This is a genomic window from Treponema bryantii NK4A124 (assembly GCF_000421345.1).
Classification (GTDB): domain Bacteria; phylum Spirochaetota; class Spirochaetia; order Treponematales; family Treponemataceae; genus Treponema_D; species Treponema_D bryantii_B.
The window spans coordinates 90,208-109,534 of sequence record NZ_ATWV01000006.1 but is presented as its reverse complement, the minus strand read 5'-3'; the positions used below and the strand labels follow the sequence as shown (position 1 = coordinate 109,534).

Annotated in this window: 33 protein-coding genes and 2 tRNA genes; 29 read left to right on the top strand and 6 right to left on the bottom strand. The window is 36.5% G+C overall.

The features are described from left to right. The first annotated feature begins 3 nt into the window (after positions 1-3). From G626_RS0107620 to G626_RS0107605, 3 genes are all read left to right on the top strand, one after another. The gene (locus G626_RS0107620; RefSeq protein ID WP_156003256.1) at positions 4-405 is read left to right on the top strand and encodes a hypothetical protein; all 402 of its coding nucleotides are present in this window, start codon (positions 4-6) and stop codon (positions 403-405) included. 159 nt (positions 406-564) lie between these two features. Then, a complete protein-coding gene (locus G626_RS0107610; protein WP_022932194.1) occupies positions 565-1,611 on the top strand; it encodes an ATP-grasp domain-containing protein in 1,047 nt (348 codons plus the stop codon). A gap of 14 nt (positions 1,612-1,625) precedes the next feature. Next, positions 1,626-1,832: a DUF7675 family protein gene (locus tag G626_RS0107605; protein WP_022932193.1), complete on the top strand. Its 207-nt coding sequence runs from the start codon at positions 1,626-1,628 to the stop codon at positions 1,830-1,832. Here the strand turns inward: G626_RS0107605 and G626_RS0107600 are convergent. Next, positions 1,829-2,485, bottom strand: a complete 657-nt coding sequence (locus G626_RS0107600) for an exonuclease/endonuclease/phosphatase family protein (RefSeq protein WP_022932192.1) — start codon at positions 2,483-2,485, stop codon at positions 1,829-1,831. The genes G626_RS0107605 and G626_RS0107600 overlap by 4 nt on opposite strands. A 518-nt stretch (positions 2,486-3,003) precedes the next feature. Here G626_RS0107600 and G626_RS0107595 point away from each other — a divergent pair. The 12 genes from G626_RS0107595 to G626_RS18050 all read left to right on the top strand — a co-directional run bounded on the left by G626_RS0107595 (position 3,004) and on the right by G626_RS18050 (position 8,242). Beyond that, a complete protein-coding gene (locus G626_RS0107595; protein ID WP_022932190.1) occupies positions 3,004-3,219 on the top strand; it encodes a DUF2281 domain-containing protein in 216 nt (71 codons plus the stop codon). After that, the gene (locus tag G626_RS0107590) at positions 3,216-3,596 is read left to right on the top strand and encodes a type II toxin-antitoxin system VapC family toxin (protein WP_022932189.1); all 381 of its coding nucleotides are present in this window, start codon (positions 3,216-3,218) and stop codon (positions 3,594-3,596) included. Before G626_RS0107595 ends, G626_RS0107590 begins: the two co-directional genes overlap by 4 nt. A gap of 302 nt (positions 3,597-3,898) precedes the next feature. Then, on the top strand, positions 3,899-4,474 hold the full coding sequence (locus tag G626_RS0107585) for an AzlC family ABC transporter permease (protein ID WP_027727039.1): 576 nt from the start codon (positions 3,899-3,901) through the stop codon (positions 4,472-4,474). After that, complete coding sequence (locus tag G626_RS0107580) at positions 4,461-4,781, top strand: branched-chain amino acid transporter permease (RefSeq protein WP_022932187.1); 321 nt, start codon at positions 4,461-4,463, stop codon at positions 4,779-4,781. The genes G626_RS0107585 and G626_RS0107580 overlap by 14 nt, the downstream gene beginning before the upstream one ends. Before the next feature lie 42 nt (positions 4,782-4,823). Further along, entirely contained in the window at positions 4,824-5,249 is a 426-nt protein-coding gene (locus G626_RS0107575) for a putative signal transducing protein (RefSeq protein WP_022932186.1), read from the top strand. Between the two features lie 10 nt (positions 5,250-5,259). Beyond that, positions 5,260-6,036 carry a GNAT family N-acetyltransferase gene (locus G626_RS0107570; RefSeq protein ID WP_022932185.1) on the top strand — a complete coding sequence of 259 codons (777 nt, stop codon included), beginning with the start codon at positions 5,260-5,262 and terminating at the stop codon, positions 6,034-6,036. 50 nt (positions 6,037-6,086) lie between these two features. Further along, positions 6,087-6,674: a GNAT family N-acetyltransferase gene (locus G626_RS0107565; protein ID WP_022932184.1), complete on the top strand. Its 588-nt coding sequence runs from the start codon at positions 6,087-6,089 to the stop codon at positions 6,672-6,674. A gap of 12 nt (positions 6,675-6,686) precedes the next feature. Beyond that, entirely contained in the window at positions 6,687-7,394 is a 708-nt protein-coding gene (locus G626_RS0107560; RefSeq protein WP_033421696.1) for an HAD family hydrolase, read from the top strand. A 188-nt stretch (positions 7,395-7,582) separates the two neighbouring features. Then, a complete protein-coding gene (locus tag G626_RS18195; RefSeq protein ID WP_196800467.1) occupies positions 7,583-7,753 on the top strand; it encodes a hypothetical protein in 171 nt (56 codons plus the stop codon). A gap of 47 nt (positions 7,754-7,800) precedes the next feature. Beyond that, on the top strand, positions 7,801-8,085 hold the full coding sequence (locus tag G626_RS0107555; protein WP_022932182.1) for a helix-turn-helix domain-containing protein: 285 nt from the start codon (positions 7,801-7,803) through the stop codon (positions 8,083-8,085). Between the two features lie 8 nt (positions 8,086-8,093). Then, a tRNA-His gene (locus G626_RS18055) sits at positions 8,094-8,166 on the top strand. A gap of 15 nt (positions 8,167-8,181) precedes the next feature. Next, a tRNA-Glu gene (locus G626_RS18050) sits at positions 8,182-8,242 on the top strand. Between the two features lie 3 nt (positions 8,243-8,245). Here the strand turns inward: G626_RS18050 and G626_RS0107550 are convergent. After that, positions 8,246-8,470, bottom strand: a complete 225-nt coding sequence (locus G626_RS0107550; protein WP_022932181.1) for a hypothetical protein — start codon at positions 8,468-8,470, stop codon at positions 8,246-8,248. 194 nt (positions 8,471-8,664) lie between these two features. Here G626_RS0107550 and G626_RS0107540 point away from each other — a divergent pair, with 194 nt between their 5' ends. The 4 genes from G626_RS0107540 to G626_RS0107525 all read left to right on the top strand — a co-directional run bounded on the left by G626_RS0107540 (position 8,665) and on the right by G626_RS0107525 (position 9,787). Then, positions 8,665-8,979: a TfoX/Sxy family protein gene (locus G626_RS0107540; RefSeq protein WP_022932179.1), complete on the top strand. Its 315-nt coding sequence runs from the start codon at positions 8,665-8,667 to the stop codon at positions 8,977-8,979. Between the two features lie 120 nt (positions 8,980-9,099). After that, positions 9,100-9,315 (top strand): DUF3791 domain-containing protein, encoded by a 216-nt coding sequence (locus tag G626_RS0107535; RefSeq protein WP_022932178.1) that lies wholly within the window; start codon positions 9,100-9,102, stop codon positions 9,313-9,315. After that, positions 9,290-9,535 carry a DUF3990 domain-containing protein gene (locus G626_RS0107530; protein ID WP_022932177.1) on the top strand — a complete coding sequence of 82 codons (246 nt, stop codon included), beginning with the start codon at positions 9,290-9,292 and terminating at the stop codon, positions 9,533-9,535. The genes G626_RS0107535 and G626_RS0107530 overlap by 26 nt, the downstream gene beginning before the upstream one ends. A gap of 3 nt (positions 9,536-9,538) precedes the next feature. Next, positions 9,539-9,787, top strand: a complete 249-nt coding sequence (locus G626_RS0107525) for a hypothetical protein (protein WP_022932176.1) — start codon at positions 9,539-9,541, stop codon at positions 9,785-9,787. A 19-nt stretch (positions 9,788-9,806) separates the two neighbouring features. Here G626_RS0107525 and G626_RS0107520 read toward each other — a convergent pair whose 3' ends face one another. Next, the gene (locus G626_RS0107520; RefSeq protein WP_231365108.1) at positions 9,807-10,178 is read right to left on the bottom strand and encodes a demethoxyubiquinone hydroxylase family protein; all 372 of its coding nucleotides are present in this window, start codon (positions 10,176-10,178) and stop codon (positions 9,807-9,809) included. 184 nt (positions 10,179-10,362) lie between these two features. On the opposite strand from G626_RS0107520, the gene G626_RS15765 reads away from it, so the two are divergent. From G626_RS15765 to G626_RS0107505, 3 genes are read left to right on the top strand one after another with little or no spacing between them, the layout of a single operon-like run. Then, on the top strand, positions 10,363-11,412 hold the full coding sequence (locus tag G626_RS15765; protein WP_022932174.1) for an alpha/beta fold hydrolase: 1,050 nt from the start codon (positions 10,363-10,365) through the stop codon (positions 11,410-11,412). After that, a complete protein-coding gene (locus G626_RS0107510) occupies positions 11,409-11,846 on the top strand; it encodes a MarR family winged helix-turn-helix transcriptional regulator (protein WP_022932173.1) in 438 nt (145 codons plus the stop codon). The genes G626_RS15765 and G626_RS0107510 overlap by 4 nt, the downstream gene beginning before the upstream one ends. Before the next feature lie 50 nt (positions 11,847-11,896). Then, positions 11,897-12,463: a 2'-5' RNA ligase family protein gene (locus G626_RS0107505; RefSeq protein ID WP_022932172.1), complete on the top strand. Its 567-nt coding sequence runs from the start codon at positions 11,897-11,899 to the stop codon at positions 12,461-12,463. Positions 12,464-13,136: 673 nt separating this feature from the next. On the opposite strand, the gene G626_RS0107500 is transcribed toward G626_RS0107505, so the two are convergent. From G626_RS0107500 to G626_RS0107490, 3 genes are all read right to left on the bottom strand, one after another. Continuing rightward, positions 13,137-13,949, bottom strand: a complete 813-nt coding sequence (locus G626_RS0107500) for a hypothetical protein (protein ID WP_022932171.1) — start codon at positions 13,947-13,949, stop codon at positions 13,137-13,139. A 73-nt stretch (positions 13,950-14,022) separates the two neighbouring features. Continuing rightward, positions 14,023-14,277, bottom strand: coding sequence for a helix-turn-helix transcriptional regulator (locus G626_RS0107495; RefSeq protein WP_022932170.1), 255 nt, complete (start codon positions 14,275-14,277; stop codon positions 14,023-14,025). 75 nt (positions 14,278-14,352) lie between these two features. Beyond that, positions 14,353-14,871, bottom strand: coding sequence for a hypothetical protein (locus G626_RS0107490; RefSeq protein ID WP_022932169.1), 519 nt, complete (start codon positions 14,869-14,871; stop codon positions 14,353-14,355). A gap of 350 nt (positions 14,872-15,221) precedes the next feature. Between G626_RS0107490 and G626_RS0107485 the strand changes: the two genes are divergently transcribed. The 7 genes from G626_RS0107485 to G626_RS0107455 all read left to right on the top strand — a co-directional run bounded on the left by G626_RS0107485 (position 15,222) and on the right by G626_RS0107455 (position 19,321). Then, on the top strand, positions 15,222-16,058 hold the full coding sequence (locus G626_RS0107485) for a TIGR02452 family protein (protein WP_022932168.1): 837 nt from the start codon (positions 15,222-15,224) through the stop codon (positions 16,056-16,058). Between the two features lie 244 nt (positions 16,059-16,302). Then, positions 16,303-16,542, top strand: coding sequence for a hypothetical protein (locus G626_RS18190; RefSeq protein WP_022932167.1), 240 nt, complete (start codon positions 16,303-16,305; stop codon positions 16,540-16,542). Continuing rightward, the gene (locus tag G626_RS0107475; protein ID WP_022932166.1) at positions 16,518-16,799 is read left to right on the top strand and encodes a helix-turn-helix domain-containing protein; all 282 of its coding nucleotides are present in this window, start codon (positions 16,518-16,520) and stop codon (positions 16,797-16,799) included. Before G626_RS18190 ends, G626_RS0107475 begins: the two co-directional genes overlap by 25 nt. 13 nt (positions 16,800-16,812) lie before the next feature. Further along, entirely contained in the window at positions 16,813-17,037 is a 225-nt protein-coding gene (locus tag G626_RS0107470; RefSeq protein WP_022932165.1) for a hypothetical protein, read from the top strand. Between the two features lie 108 nt (positions 17,038-17,145). Continuing rightward, positions 17,146-17,961 carry a nucleotidyltransferase domain-containing protein gene (locus tag G626_RS0107465; protein ID WP_022932164.1) on the top strand — a complete coding sequence of 272 codons (816 nt, stop codon included), beginning with the start codon at positions 17,146-17,148 and terminating at the stop codon, positions 17,959-17,961. After that, a complete protein-coding gene (locus G626_RS0107460; RefSeq protein WP_022932163.1) occupies positions 17,954-18,853 on the top strand; it encodes a hypothetical protein in 900 nt (299 codons plus the stop codon). Before G626_RS0107465 ends, G626_RS0107460 begins: the two co-directional genes overlap by 8 nt. 12 nt (positions 18,854-18,865) lie before the next feature. Further along, the gene (locus G626_RS0107455) at positions 18,866-19,321 is read left to right on the top strand and encodes an HAD domain-containing protein (protein ID WP_022932162.1); all 456 of its coding nucleotides are present in this window, start codon (positions 18,866-18,868) and stop codon (positions 19,319-19,321) included. The last annotated feature ends 6 nt before the right edge of the window (positions 19,322-19,327 follow it).

Below are 19,327 nucleotides of genomic sequence, written 5' to 3'. Positions count from 1 at the left end.
GATATGCAAGATCAGATTTCAATTGAAGTAAAAGATTGTAATTGGAACAAAGATGTTTTCTCTTTATCTTCAGGAGGAAAAGATTCTTCTATTACTTTTTACAAAGATAATATGAAAAAGATAAAAAAGATTAAAACCATCAAAATTTCAGATGATGAATTTAATAAAATTTTAAACACAATTGAAAATATAGATTATTCACTTATTTATAAAGAACAACCTTGTGGATTAGGATTTGATGGGTGGTCTCTTATTTGTACTGTAAGGACTGGTTTGACAACATTGAGTATTGAAGTCTGGTGCCCGAAAAAGAAAGATAATAATCCTGAAACAAATAAAATGATTGAAATCTGTGAATATGTCTTTTCATTAATGAAATATAAAATAGACCCATTCTGTCCATAGAATAGAAAGTATTAAGGAACATAAGGAAAAATTATGAGTGAATGTATCAAAGAAAATGTTAGATATAGGTATTCCTATATTTGAAGAAGAAGAGAGAAATAATTCTATGAAACAAAAAATCTATCTTGATATGGATGGTACATTGGAGGAAAACAATTTATGACATGGATAATTGAAAATGAATCTTTTGCAAATGGGGACATCTTACTTCCAGCATTAAAATCGCTTGGAAAAGACTATATTCTATGGGATGATAATTATTGGAATACCGAAGAGTACAAAAACTTCCCAAAAGAATCAATTTTCCACGGAAGTCTTTGCAATGCAGAACGAATAAGAAAATTATATTATTTTTCTCCAGGTTCAATTTGTAATGAAGTTGGTTTTAGATATTCTGATATTTATGAAATCTTTAAGACTGATTTATTAAATCAGGATGTAATCTTTACTACAATTTCAGAGGTACTCAATAATCCATCAATCATAAAACAGTTAAAAACAGATAAGTTATTTGCTCGTCCGGACAGCCATCTGAAAGAATTCAGCGGAAGAATAATTCCTACTGAAGGTCTAACTCCAGTTCATTTTGATTATGGCTTTTATCATGAAAATATAAATCTTCCAATTGTCCTTGCCCCGTTAAAAAGGGTTGAAAAAGAATTCCGTTTTATATGTGTAGATCACAAAATAGTAACTGGTTGTGAATATGTTGCAGATGGTCGTAAAGGTGGTCGTACTATAAATATTGAGAACAAAGAACCTGCTTACCTGTTTGCTCAAAAAATTGCAGATGACAATAGTTATTATCACATAGCCTATGTAATTGATGTTTGTATCAGTAATGGAAAGTTTTATCTGGTCGAAATGAATCCTTTCAGTGGTGCTGATTTCTATAATTGTGATGCAAAGAAAATAATAGAAGCAATTGAAGCATTCATAATTAGATGTAAAGAAATAGATGAACGTTGGGAAAAATTGAAAGTTGAAGATGTATGGCATGAAGACCATCGCTTTGAGAATAAAATTCTTTCAAGATGCCATGAAGAGTATTCCGTTGATATCTTTTTACAAGATGGTTCATACAGTGTAAAAGTATACATGGAAGATCCATCGGGGAAGGGGGATATGGTTGCATATCAATCTTTTTCGACATTAGAAGAAGCTAAAGAATTTGCTATTAGTAAAATTAGTCGGAAATTATCTTAATTTTAAGGTGTTCTATGTTATGCGATTTTTATAAAAAACATGATGGTGATACAATTTGGTGGATAAGAGATCTCGATAAAGTTGCTTCCACTTATTTTACATTTGATAAAAAAAATTATTACAATCTGCTCGATTATCCAGATGGGCTATCAAAAGAACAAAAGGAATTATTTGATAAAGAAAATCCTAAATATATAAAATATTTGAATGAACATTTTTAAAACTCAATAATCTGCCCTCTGTGGTCACTGAATTTCGTATCCCAATCGAGCAGCTCATATTTTGTAATCTTTAATTTTTCATAGGAATAATAAGTATAGTCCAGGAAAAATAGATTATCAGCTTTGTACTGGTGGAAATAAGTTTTCTCAACTTCTTCTCCAAAAGCCTTACCAGATTTTTCATGATAAACACTCTTTAATCTGAAGGATTTTAAAAGCTCATCAATCTCCAGAATATCAGCATCTTTATTAGGCTTATCAATTTTATGATATAGATTAAAATCACCAGTAACGATACTATCTCGAACTTTTAATTCAGGCGCATAATGATTCAAAATCTGTTTTGCAATTTGAGTATAAGATTCAGTCTTATCAATCTTAGTCGGCCAGAAAGCAAGAATAAAAAGATCTTCATATCTTAAAGGAATTGCATAAGGCAAAGACTCATCATAACAATCTGGAACATAAGCATTATTGAAAATTATACCAAGACCTTTAGAAGAGTACTTCCCTGCCCATTTCATAAAATAGCCATCAGGTATTTTTACATCTCTGGCCATTTCAGGAATAACATAGACTTCTGCTTCTCGCTTGAATAATTCATCTAATTTATGCTGACTACATGAACTGATATTATAAGATATGATTCTCATTTTTGAAGTCCTTTATTAAAAACAATTATATCATATTTTTCAGTAAAAACGGCTTCCGTTCTTTGCAAGGCGTAGAAAGATTGGAAGCCAAAGAGGTAAGTAATGGAAGTACTACTATTTAATTCCAATTTATTCTTTCGTAACCCACTTATACTGCATCAAAGCATATGAAATAAAGAAAAGCAAAGCTGTAATCAAATTTAATATACGTATCAATTTTTTTTCAGTGCCAGTAACATTGATTAAGTTCAGAATACTAATCAATAAACAACAATTAGAACTAATACACTGCATGGGTTTTCTTTTCATAAAATTACATCCTCCAAAAAGTCTTCCGTTACTCACAAAGGCAAATAACGGAAGACAGATTCCTTGCAACCTCCTTTAGGAGGCTGTAATTTTATTTTACAGCATACCCTGTAGCAGAAAATAAAGCAGGGTCAAAAATAATCATTATCGAAAAATAATGCAAATTCTTCAAAAAAGTGTTATATTATTACAGAAGAAGGAGGTGCGATATGAGCGATTTTGCATATGATTATTTTAATACTGAACTCGATAAACTTGCAGTCCCAGAATTGACTCAGATCTTTGAAAAGGTCAAGACATTGCTTTCTCAAAAAACAAATTCCAGTGAATCAGGTTTTACACGTCAGCTTGGCGGTCTGGAAGAAGGTTTTTATATGGCACCAGACTTTGACGAAACTCCTGAATGTTTTAAGGAGTATATGTGAAATATATCCTTGATACAAATGCCCTTATTTACAGCCTGTGCAATCCTGCAGGACTTACAAAAATTGCCAGTCAGATTATAACTACAGAAAAAGAATTATACGTTAGCATAGCTTCGTTCTGGGAAATTGCAATCAAACAGTCTCTGGGAAAACTAGCAATCAATTCAACAATCCCTGATATCGAAAAAATCTGCAAACAAAGAAGTATTGAAATAATTCCTATTCTTTCAGATGAAATTGAGGGAATTAAATCTTTACCGCAAATCCACAAAGACCCATTTGACAGATTAATAATTTCACAAGCACTGAAACATAATATGAGTATCATTACAAGTGATACTATAATTCCACAGTACGCAGTAAATGTTGTTTGGTAAAACCCGAATTCTTTCAACCGGGGGCGTTGCGAAACAACCAGTTGTTTCGAGCCGTTCTTTCGATGAGCCTAAAAAATGCGGTGCATTTTTTTTAACGGCTCTTCGATTTTAGGCAGGGGGTATCCCCCGCTTGAGAGGGTGGTGAGCAACGAAGTGCGAACCAGGGGGTATTCGCCCTCAGCATGAATATGCTGAGGTTCGAGCGGACTTCCCCCTCCTCAAATCTTAATAACAGAAAATTAATTCCGCCTCACTTCCCAATGCTGATTATTTCCTTTACACTTTTTCCTGAGAAAAAGATTATGAACACACACTGTTTGAAGGTTGCGCTCAGGACAACAATTCCGGTTTTTCTGGGATATATTTCTTGTGGAATTGCGTTTGGACTTGTTACGGTGAATGCAGGCTATCCATGGTGGCTTGCCCCTGCAATGGGCATTTTGATTTTTGCAGGGGCAGGGCAGTTTCTTGCGATTCCGCTTTTTGCTGCAGGAACTCCGGTCCTTGCAATTCTTGCGACAGAGCTGCTTTTGAATATTCGCCACATTGTTTACGGGTTGCCGTTAATTAATCAATTCAAGGGTTGCAAGCGGACGAAGCCTTATCTGATTTATGCTCTAACTGATGAAACATTTTCTCTTCTGACTACGACGGAAGTGCCTGCGGGAGTACTGGCCGAGGATTATTATTTTATGGTGTCGCTGTTAGACCAAACTTACTGGGTTGGAGGAAGTCTGATTGGAGGTCTTGCCGGAGCTATAATTCCTTTTGATATGACTGGTGTTGATTTTGCACTCACGGCTTTGTTTGCAGTTTTGACTATTGATCAGATTCAGAAATTTGTAAAAGAAAGGAAGGTCGAACATGCCGGTAACTAAAGCAGTCCTTGTTTCTTTGCTGATTGGTCTCATTGTTTTTGGCGAACGTCTTTTTCCTTTTGCAGTATTCTCAAAACGAAAACCCGGAAACCTGATTCACATTTTCGAGCGCTACATTCCTCCGCTTGTGATGATTGGCCTTCTGATTTACAGCCTGCGTGATGTAAGATTTTCCAGCCTCGCGCAGTGGATTCCTCAAATCTCTGCAATCACTTTTACAATTGTAACTTACCTCTGGAAGAAGAATTCCCTCGTGAGTATTTTCGGTGCAACTATTATCTATATGATTTTGATTAGAATCATGTAAACCTTTACCAACCACGTCAATACAGTGTAAAATTATCTCACTATGTTTTATATGATTTTGTTTCTGGTCGCAATCTTCGCGATTATTGTTTATAAGAAATTTTGGAAGCAGGATGAGATCAAGAAGATTGAGTCGGACGCTGATAAAGAACTGAATGAAATGGATTTTGAGAAACTCTTCTTTGCGCGGACAAAGGCGGGAGAGAAGTCGCAGCTTTTGATGTCGATTGCTTCTCAGCAGGATTGTCTGATGCTGCGTAGTCTTCTTTTCTCTGAGGGGATTCCTTCTTACGTTGAAGGCGAACATATGAACAATATTTACGGCGGCATTTCCGGCACTATGACTACTGTTGTGGCAATCAAGCTTTATATTCTTTGTGATGACTATGATAAGGCCGTTGAAATTATAAATAATGCTCAGATTGCAGATCTTTCTGGTATCACGATTCATCCAAAGGCTGAGGCGTGAAAGGGATAAAATGAATCTAACTAAAAAAGTTATTGAAGATAAAATTAAAAATCAGATAGCGATAGAGTATAACTGCTCGCCAGCTGATTTTGATAAAAATGAAAATATGATAACTACTGCCTGCCAGAGCGAGAAGCGCAGAAAGTTTTCTGATAAACCTTTCTTTTTGCAGATGGCTACTTTTGGAAAGAGCACTGTAATTTCAGCTGATGATTCTATACATCCCTGGCTTACTGAATGGGTAAAGGGAAAGCAGGGAATCTGGCTTTTTGAACAGCATAATTATTATGAGCTTGAATGCGAGCTTAGAAAACACGGCTATAAAATGGCGCTAACTCATCATATGTTTATGCCGGTCCCAGAGCTGATTGAAATCAAAACTGATCTTAATATCAAATGGCTTGAGCAGAAGGATATTGCTCCTTTTTATGGAAACGAGAATTTCCCTAATGCAATTTGCGACAAGTTTAAGCCAGAGAGACCGGATGTGCTTGCCGTAGTTGCTATGGATGGCGATAAAATTATGGGAATGGCCGGCTGCTCTGCAGACACTCCGGAATTATGGCAGATTGGAATTGATGTGCTGCCTGAATATCGGGGCCGCGGAGTTGCAAAAACTCTTGTGACTCTTTTAAGGAATGAGACTTTCCGCCGCGGAGCAATCCCATATTACGGCACGAGTCTTTCAAATCTTGCATCCTGGAAAACAGCTCTCGAGTGTGGCTTTAGACCATTTTGGGTAGAAGCTGAAACACAGCCAGATGAAAAAAAGGATTTCGCTAAATAATGGAAAGATGATGATAACAAAAAAGTTTATTAGTGCGTGGGTGTAAGATTATGACAAAAGAAAACATCGAAATAATTCCTTTACCAAAAGAGCAGTGGAAGGGAACTCCAATTCCGCTCGTAACTAAAACAGACTCTTATTATGATTTAGAAATTTCGCCATTAGATAAAGATGGCTGCAAAATCAATCTGATAAAAAAGCCTTTTGAAAAGCAAGTTGTGCACTCTCCAGAAGAGTATGACTTCCCGGATGGTTTGTATCAGGATCATTGGGAAAACGCAGAGGCTTACGGTGTCGTAAGTGATGATGGAAAAATGCTTGCATGCATCGAAGTATGTCCGGAAGAGTGGTCTAACAGACTGATGGTTACAGAGTTATGGATTACAGAAGAACTTAGAGGACAGGGCTTGGGCAAGCGTCTTATGGATAAAGCAAAGGAAGTTGCTGTTGCACAGGGCCGCCGTGCAATCATTCTGGAGACACAATCCTGCAACACAAACGCAATCGGATTTTATCTTCATCAGGGCTTTGAACTTATCGGTTTTGATACCTGCTGCTACACCAACAATGACATCGGCCGCCAGGAAGTTCGAATAAACCTCGGCTACTTTTTCCACCGGGAAGCAAAGAGAAGATAGATGGAGATAAAAATGAAGCTGAATAACATAAAACTCTTTGTTTTCGACCTCGGCGGAACTCTTATGGAATATAAGGGGATGCATCTGAGCTGGACGGGTTATTACAAGAGTGCCTTTGAGTATGTGAACTCTCAGCTGGGCATCGGGCTTTCCGACCAGCAGATTGCAGATTCGATTCAGATTTTCTGTGATTATAACCCGGCCGTGAATCCGCGAGAAAAGGAGATTAATCCGGAAATCATTTTTGGTGATATCATCAAAGACTGGGGAACTACGATTCCTGTTGCGAAAATCATTGAGGTCTTTTTTGAGTCGCTTAAGCTTGAACCTGTGATTTATGATGATTCAATTCCGACTCTGGAATCCCTGAAGAAAGCCGGCTTCAAAATTGCCGCCATGACTGATGTTGCTACCGGCATGCCAGACCTTATGCACAAAAACTATGTAACGCCGCTTCTGCCTTATTTTGATTTATATGTTTCATCTCTTTCCTGCGGATATAAAAAGCCAAATCCTAAGGGCCTGCGCGACATCTCTGAACAGCTTGGAATTCCGCCAGAAAATATGGTTATGATTGGTGATACTCACCGGGACGTAAATGCAGCTAAAAATATCGGCTGCCAATCGATTTTGATAAATCGTAAAGACAGCCCAGCTCAGGAACTCGGGCAGGATTTTACAATCACAAATACCCAAGAAATACTGGAACTTATTAAATAAAGGAATAATGATATGCAGTTTGGAATGCCGACTTTGATCTAACCTGGGACATAGGACACAGACGAAAGAAAAAATTAAAGAACGTCGCTAATGACGGTCTTACAATATTATGCTATATTAAAATCACAAAGCGTTGAAACGACGCAAAAGTTGGCTTGTGCTGACTTACACTTAAAGGAGGTTCAGAGATGAACGCTATGAACAATTACAATTTCAATCTTCATTGTCTCAAACATAGTGGAAATCATTCCTGGTCGGAATGTCATTTCTCTGAACATTCTTGGTGTGAGAATGAAAGCTGTCATGAAAACAGTTCGTCGAACTGTAAGTCAATTTTTGTAAGCGGAGTTTCTGCGTAACCTTTCTTTTTAGGCGTTGAAGCTCCGAACTGAAAGGAGTTATCAACGTGAAAACTACATATCTTAAACCTTTGCTGGATTTAGAGGCTACAGGTACAAAAATCAAAACAATAATGAAGCTGAGAGGAGTTACTCCCCGTCAGTTGCAGCTCATCATGGACTTTCCTTATGTGCAGACTATTTATAACTGGTTTGCGGGAAAGAACATGCCCACACTCGACAACCTTGTTGTACTTGCACAGATACTTGGCGTAACTATGGATGAAATCGTAGTTACAAAAATGATTGAGGTAGATATTGCAGACGAGGGTAGGGAAGTATTGAGTGCGTGAAGTCTTATGGAGTTACTAGTGTAAAGGTAACACTCCTGCCCGTGGAGCAGGCATTCTGAGTTCGAATCTCAGGTATCTCCCTATATCTGGTCTGCTGGTGCAATGGTCAGCACATCTGACTTTCTATCAGAAAATACCAGTTCGATTCTTGTATTCCCCGCTAGTATTCAACTTTCAAAGAATCCACTCCGTAGGTTTCCTTGAATTCTTTTTCATCAGCGGCAGAGCGGATGAGCATTACTTCGGTGAAGTGGCCGTCTGTTTTGTTTTTAAAGCCTGCGACTTTTTCTCCGGTGCAGATTGAAGAGCGGATTACGGCATACTGAGTTTCGGGATCGAATTGTACGGCTGGTTCTTGGGCTTTTTTGCGACCGAAGAGTTTCATTTCGGACCTCGTTTATATTTCAAAATTATCAAAATGATTACTATGTGATGTATTTTATCATGAAACTAGACTTATTTCAGTGTTTTGAACGGAAATCTCTGCTATAATGCAGAAAAGGAAAAATATGTCATTTATAGAAAGTGTTTCCGTTTTGTAGATGAAGATCAAAGCGGTGCTTTCTGGGGATAATCAATATGAATGAATTTAATGAATATGTTCGCGAATGTTTTTCTGAAGCAGGCGATATTGTCATAAAATCTATGATGGGCGGATACCTTGTATATTTTAAGGGAAAGCTGATAGGAGATGTTTGCGGTGATGAGCTGTTTTTGAAGAGAACTCCGACATCGGATAGGCTGCTTGCAGATTCCGAACTGCGTTATCCGTATGAAGGTTCAAAGACATTGATGCATGTATTTGATAGTTTTGATGATAATGCGTTAATACAGGAACTTCTGGATGGTATGTATGATGAACTTCCGGAAAAGAAACCCAAGAAAGCCAGATGAGAAAGGTAAAAAAATGCGAATCATAAATCTTGTAGAAACAATAAGTGTAAAATATAATCGTAAATTGCGAATTAAAATCAGTTGTGTTATAATAACTTAGTTTTTGAAGGAGGTTTTTATATGTCAGATTTGAGATTAAATAATTCGATTTTTCTCATGTATCTTGCGTCTGAAGAGTATAAACGCGAGCATAATATAACCTCTTTGCAATTTTTGCAGCTTGATGAGAAATACGGAATCTTAAGTTATATTGCTGATTGTCCCGATGTTTTTGATAGCATGACAAAGCCGGAAATGGCAAGGGAAATAGATGAATATATTGCCGCGAATCAGTGATACTCTTTATCATGGAACGATAGATTTTTTTTCTTCTGTTGATGTGACAAAGGGGAAAAGTAATAAAGATTTTGGAAAAGGCTTCTACATGGCATTAGAAAAATCTCAGGCCAAGGAATTGCTTCTCAAAAATCTTGAAGTAGAAAATCTTGGAATTCAATATTACATTGGAAAACAAGAGGTTGCAGATAAATTAATTCTTACCATAAAGGAATTATAGTTTATGCCAGAAAGTCAGATTGAAACAGCTAAAGGAAATAGTACAATAGCTCTCACTCGCCATATAATGGATAAATTCAATCTTCCACAAGATAAGGCTTTTGCTAAATTATCTGCAACAGAGTTTTATAGCCTTTTAAATGATACTGGTACAAATCTTTTCTTAGAAACAAATGATTATCTCTGCAAAGCCTGCGATTTTGAATTGGATGGCAATGTAGATAAAATGTATTCTTTTATCCAAAATAATTAATTCAGATCATTATATACTACTATTTGTTTAATAATCCTTTCACCGTATCTCCATGCCGCTTTTCATCATTCTTTACGCTTTCAACTTCCGGGAACTTTTCGGCTACCGGTGCATAAGTCTTTACGGCAACATATTCGCCCTGTGCGATTGCGGGATACAAAATCCATCTTGGGAAGATTCTGTAGAGTAAGGGAAGGAGAAGTTCTTTTGTGTGCTTTGGTGTAAGTTCTCTTTGTGTCAGCTTATGAAAAACTGATGCGTGGTGGCCTTCTTCCTTTGCAAGTTGACGGAAGGTGTCCTTGTCCTTCTGGTGTTTTGCAACTTCGGCCAGAGCGTTGTACATGAGAACGGCATCCAGTTCTCCCTGCTGAGATTTGAACAGGATTTTCATATCTTTTTTGCTGATTTCCATAAAAGTTCCTTACGCGGCATTTTAGCATTAATCGGGGATTTATTCAGTATTATAAATGCAATGTAATCAGTCTGATTAAAATTTAATATATACTTGACTCTGTCAAGTATATATGTTATACAAATGTTGACTCAGTCAAGTAAAATAAAGGAGGAGATTTTTAATGAATAGACCAAAGAAAATTATCATCACTTTTTGTATCTTTTTTAATTTTGTTTTTTCACTTTCGGCTTCTGCCTCAAAACAAATTAAAGCTTTGAATAAAAACGGAATATTTGAAAAACAGGCTTCAGTAGGAAATGTCATTTTTAATTATGCAGAAGGTCCTGATAACGGCCCTGTTCTTCTCATGCTTCATGCTCAACTTTTAGATTGGTATACCTATCATCTTGTTCTGCCTGAATTAAGTAAGAATTTTCATGTTTTAGCAGTAGATTACCCAGGGCATGGTAAAACAGTTCTTCCTACAGATTATGAAATGACAGCAAATCAGATTGGTTCAGACCTTGCATTGTTTATTGAAAAGGTTTGCGGTGGAAAAGAACAAAAGATTTTTGTAACCGGAAATTCTTCTGGAGGACTTCTGGCAATGTGGCTGTGTTCTCATCGACTGGATTTAATTGCAGGTGCGGTTCTTGAAGATCCTCCTTTGTTTTCATCAGAATATCCGGTGGTGCAGAAAACTGTTGCAAATAAAGCTTTTACCATGAGTTATAATGCGGTTGAAAATAATCAGACAGATGATTTTCTTATGTATTGGGTTGATAATGGTAAGCAGTTTTTTGAAACTTATGCTGGAAAGAACGGTCAGAAAAAGGTAAAAAGTTACGTAAAGCTGTATAGATTTTTTCATCCAAATAAACCTGTGGATTTCAGTGGAAAGGGACCTTCTGTTCAGGAAATGCTACGCGGACTTGATATGTATAACCCCGCTTTTGGAAGGGCTTTTTATACAGGGGACTGGAATAAGGATTTTAGTCATGAAGAATATTTGCAGAAAATCCAATGTCCGGTTCTTTTAATTCAGGCAGATTTTGATTATCTTGAAGATGGAACTTTGAATGGGGCAATGTCAAAGGAAATGGCAGAAAAAGCCTGTCAGCTGATTCCAGACTGCCAGTATGTAAAATTTAACTGCGGTCATGTAACAAATCTTGAAGCTCCGGAACTTTTTTCAAAGACAGTGATAGATTTTTTGGGAGGCATAAAATGATATTTAAAAGCTCTAATCTGACCAACTTTGGAATTATATACCGTGAATATGTTCAGTTTATAAATGAGCTTCTTAAAGAAAGTCAGCTGACTTTTGCAGACAGCATTTTTTTATGTAATATTGCTGTAAATTCAGGTTGTAGTCAGGAAGATATCGCTCTGAATTTGCATATAGACAGGGCGGCTGTAGCAAGATCAATAAAAAAAATGGAAGAGTGCGGATTCGTGCTAGTTAGCAGAGATAAAAACGATTCTCGAAAAAAAAGGCTGGAACTTTCAGCTAAGGGTAAAAAACTCTATGAAATGGTCAATTCTGCAAATGAAGAAAGACTTTCTGCACTTTTAAAAGGGTGTTCTCAGAAAAACGCAGAAATCTTTTTTTCTGTTCTTGAGACTTGTGCAAAGAATTCTGTAGATGCAGTACTCTTGAATTAAACGATAACTTTACGTTCAAAAGCTTCAGAATATGTTATAATTAAAAAAATATGAAAAAACAAAATCTTCCACAGCAGACACATTTTATTGGAGTTCTTACGCCAGAGGACATTACACTTACACTTGAAGACTGCCGCCGCTATATGAATGAAGCATACGGCTGTCGTTCCGGGCATTTGACTCCGATTCATGTAACCTTGATTCCGCCGTTCCGCCTCCCAGACGAATACTCAACAGAAGACTTAGCAAAAGCAATTGAGCAAGATGTATTACCAGCCGGTTTGAGCTTCTCTGCAAAAATTAATAATTTCGATGCATTTGGCGATCGAACTCTTTTTGCAAAGGTTGAAAAGGATGAAAAGTGGACAGCTTTGCGTGACGCTGTTTATTCAGCAGTAATAAAAGCCGCTCCTGCCTGTACAAAAAAAGATCAGCGTCCCTTTACTCCGCATCTGACGGTCAGTAATCGTGACATTCCTGCAGGCGTTACAAAAGATGCAATAGAAGTGATGAACGAATTGAATCTTGTTGAAACATTCCCTGTAAATAATATCACCATTTTTGAACGAAAGGGCAGCCGCTGGGAAGCAGCGGTGTCGCTGGAGATTATGAATTAGAAATCAAAAGAAGTCGCATTATTTGCTTAGTTTTTGATGATTGCCAGGGCACAAGGCAAGATAAAATTTAATAATTTTTGTTTCATTTTTCCTTCATATCAGCGTCCCAGTGCGAGCGTCCACATAACAATATTTAAACCGCAAACCGGCTTGACCTTGAGTCTGCTTTGCAAACCATGTGTTATCTTATATTGACTATTTTTCTATTATTGCTTAAATTTATAGATGTAGAGGGGATGCCTTGTTGTATCCTCTCCGCAGCCGATGGCTTGCCTGTAGAGGCAAGCCCGTTTTCTTTTAAATAAGGTATTTCTTTTTCTGTGAATACCTACCTTCCAAAATTGTCAGACGTTCTACAGCTATACTACAAACGTGGCAATTTTTGGAGGATAGTTATACAAAATAGGCTCGAAGCAGTTCATCCGCACATACCAGGGCAGAATAGCTTCGAGCCTACAAGTAACAGAAACCATAAATGCGGTCATCGCCAAGTATGGATATACACAAGAGTTTCTCGATTTATACACCCTTGTGGGAGCTGTGCTTTTACCTAGGTTAGCGGATTTCTCTGTTGTTCCCAGGTATGCAATTATTATAAATCACATTTAACCAAAATGGAATAGGACGACACTTTTTTAACATCGACGGTTTTGTAATTAGAACACTAATTGAATCAAAGGAAACTTTCCCAATTGTCATCAGGAATAACTCTGTAGCGTTTGGGAAGTTTTTGCTGAATAAGCTCTGTGATTTCACGGCTTTTGGTTTTGAAGTATTGTCTGGTTTCTTCATCCATGTATGGATTATCTGTTCCGGAATTCAAGACATTTTGTTTTAGGGTTGTGTATTCAGTTATGAGTTCCTTCATACCAGGCACTATTAGCTTACCGTAGTTTTTATATTTGATAAAAACATCCTGATTATATGAAAAGTGTTCGTTGTAATTTGAATGAAAAGTTGAATCGAAATCAGGACTAATTCTTAGAATTACTGGTTTTCTTTCTGCATAGTCTAATCCCATGTAGCCGTCCATTTCAGCACTGTATCCATAGAAGGAAAGAATATCTCCTGTGTTAAGAAATAATCCTGCTCTTGAATAATAATCTCCGCCATCTGGGGCGTATTCCTCTATGCTTGGATGAGTTCGAAAACTTTCAGAGAATGGAATTGCGCGAAAAGTTTCAATATCTTTTCCTTTCACTTTTATAGTAAATTCATTTTCACGCTTTGGAAAATGTGCATTATACCAGATATTGTATTTCGACTGGAATTCATAACAACCAAAGCTTGTAAGTTTATTTGCAATAACAAGAGCCCGATTATCTTCAAAAACAATGTAGAGTTCTCCATCGATAAAATCACTCATGCCACTTGTATGATAAAGAGCCTTTATACGAGTCTTTCCCAGTTGACTGATTACTTCCTTAAAATAGCTGACGAGTTCAGTATAAGTATTAATTTCCAAAATTTTATCTAAGATTTCCATACTTATATGATAAGAGTATCTTTCTCAAAAGTAATTAAAGTTATGCTTGAATTATTTTGGGAAATTACAGTTCTTATTCAAAAATCAAAATCTCATCCATTGGTTTGTTAAAGAGTTCGCTTAAGATTTTTAGATTTTCAAGGGAAGGTAAGGTTTTTCCACTCTGCCAGTTGTACACGGCTTGGACTGCTTCAAACTCCATAAAATCTGCAAGCTTTTGAACAGACATACCTTTTTCTTCCCTCATGCTCTTAATATTCTGACCTGTCTTTACCAGGTTGATCATAGGGTGAATAACAATCTTGTTTTCTTCAATGTAGCGATTCATAGCACTTACCTCCGTAAAGTTTTGATTACAAGGTAAGTGTAGATTCAAGTTGAAGTTTAAAGTTAAACGCTGCGTTTAATTACATGAAAAAAGTGGTCTTTCATTATAACGGTCTAAAAACTCATCTATTTTCATTTGAGCAGCCTTATCGAATTTTTTATTTTCGATAAAAAATTTAACTATAATGTCTTTTTTCGAGTCTGGATTAAAGCTATAGCCTGCGTACGATAGCAATTCTTCAGATTCTTTAACTGTCAAATGTAATGCAATACACAATTTAAAAACTGTTTCTTTATCTGGAACATACCCTTCTTTGGCTTTAATAATTTTTCCAAATAAAGCACAACTCATATTTACAGAGTTGTAAAGTTCTGAATTTTTAGTAATATTCTTTTCCCGCATTAATGTTGCGAGTTCATTTTGGAAATGGTGCTTTTTCTCTGTAAGCGTTCGTATTAATGTATAGTATTCCCTATCTTCCTCACTTACTCCCCAAGGAGCAAGAGGTTCACATACCATTAATGGTATTTCATAAAAGGAAATCCATTGTTCAAGACTTTTCCAAAATTCATCTTCGTTAAATATATCTTCCATGCAATTATTTTAGCATGGAAAAATCATTTTTAACAGATTCAAGCAAGACTTTAATGTATGCATTCTGCAGTCTATTTTCTTTGCTGTAAAGGTTGGAATAGAGGCGAGAGTTAGTTAGAATCGCAGATTCTTTGGGTGTAAGTCTGCTCGATCTGATAAATTCATCTCTTGCTCTTCCTCAGAAATATAATTGAACATCTGGAACAACTAGAGCTTTCAAAAGAAGACTCCCTTATCAGATTATTTTAGCACAACTCATGTGAAATTAAATTAAACTAATACTTTAATTTCAAAATGAAATAGGTATGTTAAAATAATATGAAAAATATCTGATATTATCGGAGGCTAAAATGAGCAGAGAAGAAAACATTGAAATATTCAGGGATACAGAAAAATTATGTAAGACAAATCCTGTTTTGTTGAAAGCCTGGAAAGATTCCTCTTCAAAACAGAAATTGATTTTAGAGAATGAAGAAATTAGTGCTGAAAAAAATATTTATGAACAGCCAGCTAAAATCGTTGTATCTAAGAAGAGAACCTTTGAAGCTGCAATGGCGTATGAAGATAAAAAAGTTGCAGTCTTGAATTTTGCTTCGGCAAGTAATCCCGGTGGTGGGGTAGTGAATGGCTCTTCTGCTCAGGAAGAATGTTTGTGCCGTTGCTCTACACTTTATTACAATTTAACAGAAGATGATATGTGGAAAAAGTTCTATCTTCCTCACAGACATGCTGCAAATCCTATTCATAATGATGATTTAATTTATACGCCGGATGTGGTTATTTTCAAATCCGATACAGCATATCCAACTATTATGCCTGAGAAAAAATGGAAAAAGGTAAATGTAATAACGTGCGCTGCTCCAAATCTTAGAGAACGTCCAAGTAATTCTTATAATTCTGGTGATGGCAATAAGGCAATTAAAATTTCAGATAAACAATTGGAGCAGATTCATATTACACGTGGTCGAAAGATTCTGGAAGCTGCTGCTAAAGATAAAAACGAGGTTGTGATTTTAGGAGCATTTGGTTGCGGTGCTTTTATGAATAAACCGGAAGTGGTTGCAGGAGCATATAAACAGTTAATGGGAGAATTTCAGAATGCTTTCGAAATCATAGAATTTGCAGTTTATTGTTCTCCACGTGATGAGAGTAATTTCAGGATTTTTGAGCAGATACTAAAAATGTAGAGCAGAAGGATATTATCCTAATTATTATAATGCAAATGGTTTTCTGAACTCTTTTTACTCAGATTTCGAAGAGGATTATTGGGCTGAAGATTATTAAAGTACAACTTTAATGCTTTAAATTGATTTCTGTGATAGTATTTTAATACAAAACACAAATTTCGCGTCTTATTGGTTATGACAGGCCTGACGCAAAAATTCAAACGGTGCCGTTGGCATCCATTTATCTTAATGAAGGAGAACGCATATGTTCGCTAGTTACATTGATAACGCAAAAGTTTCATCTGCAATTATGACAACATTGACTCGCGGCGATTATACAAAAGCCACCCGAACGACATTGTCTACATATGCGCTTCCAGTAATTACAGGCATAAATGGAAAAGCTACAGCAGACGATCAGAATGGATTTACAAAAGAGATGTATGTCCAAAGAATTTTTGTGATAAGGAGATTAAACCAATGGAGACTATCAAGACTTTCTTAAGACCAGTTATAGACTTAAAGGGTACTGGTGCCCAAATCAAACGACTCAGAAAATTACGTGGATACTCTGTTCACGACCTGCAGGTGATATTCGGTTTTGATTATCCTCAGGCAATCTATGCCTGGGAGCAGGGTAAGAACGCTCCAACAATCGATAATCTTCTTGTCCTCTCTTATCTGTTTGATGTAAACATTTCTGAAATAGTTGTTTCATCAAATATCGAAATCAAGATTTATAACGCTGAAAAGACAGCATGAATGGAGTAGTGCAATGAAAAATAAGTTTAAGTGGCATAAGGAACAGATAAACGGCAAGTGGTATTCAGTTTGTGATCACGAGCACGTTCCTATGATTGAGCATACAAAAGATGATAAGTACAAAGTCCGCAACTGCAACGGAAAAGCGATTCTTCATGAAAGCTTTGCTGATGCAGAAAAACTCGCAATTGAAACCTACAAGAAGTTTGAAAAGTTTAATAAGAGTTTTGAGGGGTAAGAGTTTCGCACCAAATTTTCCGTGATTCCTCATCCTTCAATTGATAAATTCAAGTATGACTTTAATGCTTTTTAAAAAGGCAGAAGTTATAGTTGAGGTGAGGCTAAAATGAACGAAAATGAAATCACTCTTTCTATAAAAGAAAAACTATCTCAAATTGAAGTACGCGAGAATATCCGCATTATTTATGCCTGCGAAAGTGGAAGCCGGGCATGGGGCTTTGCTAGTCCTGATTCTGATTATGATGTACGTTTTATTTTTGTTCGTCCGGTACAGGATTATCTACGCGTTAAAGAACTTCCAGACTTTATAGATGCTGAACTTAATGAAATATACGACATCAACGGCTGGGATTTGAAGAAGTTTTGTAAGCAGCTTTATAAATCGAATCCGGTGATTTTTGAATGGGCTGATTCGCCGATAGTTTACAGGACTTCAGAGGATTGGGAAAAGGTTAGGGCAGTGATGAATGATTATGTAAAGCTTAAAGCCATGATTCATCATTATATTGGATTGGCTGAAAGCATAATAAAACGAGATTTTGTTGGTACTGAGATTGTTTATAAAAAATATACATATGTTTACCGGGCTGTTCTTGCTGCCTCATATGTTTTCTATCAGAAAAGCCCAGCTCCAACTGAGTATTCTAAGCTTGTTGAAGCGGAAATAAGTCCTGAGGAAGAAGAGTTTCTGGCAGAACTAGAAGATGATTTTTGCCAATCAGATATTGAGAATGATATATGTGAGAAGAAGAGAACTCAGAGTGAACGTACAAAAGGAAAAAGAATTATGGCTCACGAAATCTTCTTTGCTAATCGGATTGCAATTATAAAAGACGGAATTGCTGATTGGGAAGATAAGCAAGGTGATTTCGAAGAACTGAATCAATTATTTTTTGATATTGCAGGAGGAAACAATGGCTGAATATTACAACATGATTTTAGATGAAGAAGAACTCCATTGGTTCTTTAATCATATCATTCAAAAGCCTCTCGAATATGAAACTTATATGATTATGCTTGCTTGTCGTGGGAAGAAGCTTACAGATGAAGAACGTGAATACACAAAGGTAGGTGCCCGTGGTGAAATGATGCGTGAAGAATTGATTCGCTGTAAGGGTGGTCTTAAACAGGATTGGAACTTCGATATCTATAGACAAGCTTTTTATACTTACAACTGTGATAAACGTTCCCTTTTGACTCCAGCCGGTGTTCCATATCCAGAACATGCAATGGTCGTTTATTCTGTTGTGAATCCTACAAACGAAATTGACTGCATTGAAGATACCTTTGAGCATTACAACAAGGAGCGCAAAAATCTCACTGCTGCAATTCTTCGCGGTTCAAAGCCTGGGATTCAGGATCATCTGGTAAAAATGCCTAAGGTCTTTGAGCACATGAAAAGCTGTCATGCCTCTCACACAAGCCGCCGTATCTGGTTAGATTTTGACATGGATATCAAAAAGGAATGTCGAACTTCCGAAGTTTTCGAAGAAGCATATACTGCACTTCACAGGGCAGGAGAAAAGCTTTTTGGTCTTGGTAACTTTGCAATTGTCAAAACAAGTGGCGGTTATCATACATTGGTTCGAAAAGAATGTCTCACTTTCAATCCGAATAACTTTCTTAAAGTGGTTTATGAGGAAGCTGATAAACCAAATCTTTCAGATTATGTAGACGAGTTTGTAGCAAACGATTCCAGCCACAAAAGTAAGGATGGAAACAACATCATAAAGCGTTCGGCTCTTATTCCAACTCCCGGCTGCCGTCAGTATGACTCTTATCCGGTAGTAGTGAATAAAGAGGATTTTGAGTAAAATTATTGATATATGAAAACTAAACAATACATCATTTTTTTAGATATAGATGGAGTTCTCAATACTAAGGCAAGCTGGAAGAAACCATTTTCACTTGTCGATGCGTGTATTAAAAATTTCTGTACGTTCGTAAATCATGATAATGTTTCTCCCAAAATAATTCTGACATCTTCCTGGAAAACAGGCTGGTCTTTGCTCAGAGAAAATCAGACGCCTCAAATTATAGAACTTCAAGAGAAACTTTCAAAATATGATTGTTCAGTATTCAGTAGAACTCAAGATCTTGGAAACAGGCAGAAAGAAATCTTGAACTATATGGCGACTCATGATGTGGATTTCTATGTAATTATTGATGATGATGATACTGAATATAAAGGTTTTGATAAGTCTGGTGTCTATATAATAAATGCAGAAACCGGATTTTCAGAAAATGATATAAAGAGAATAAAGTGGAAAAGCATTACATAAACCGAG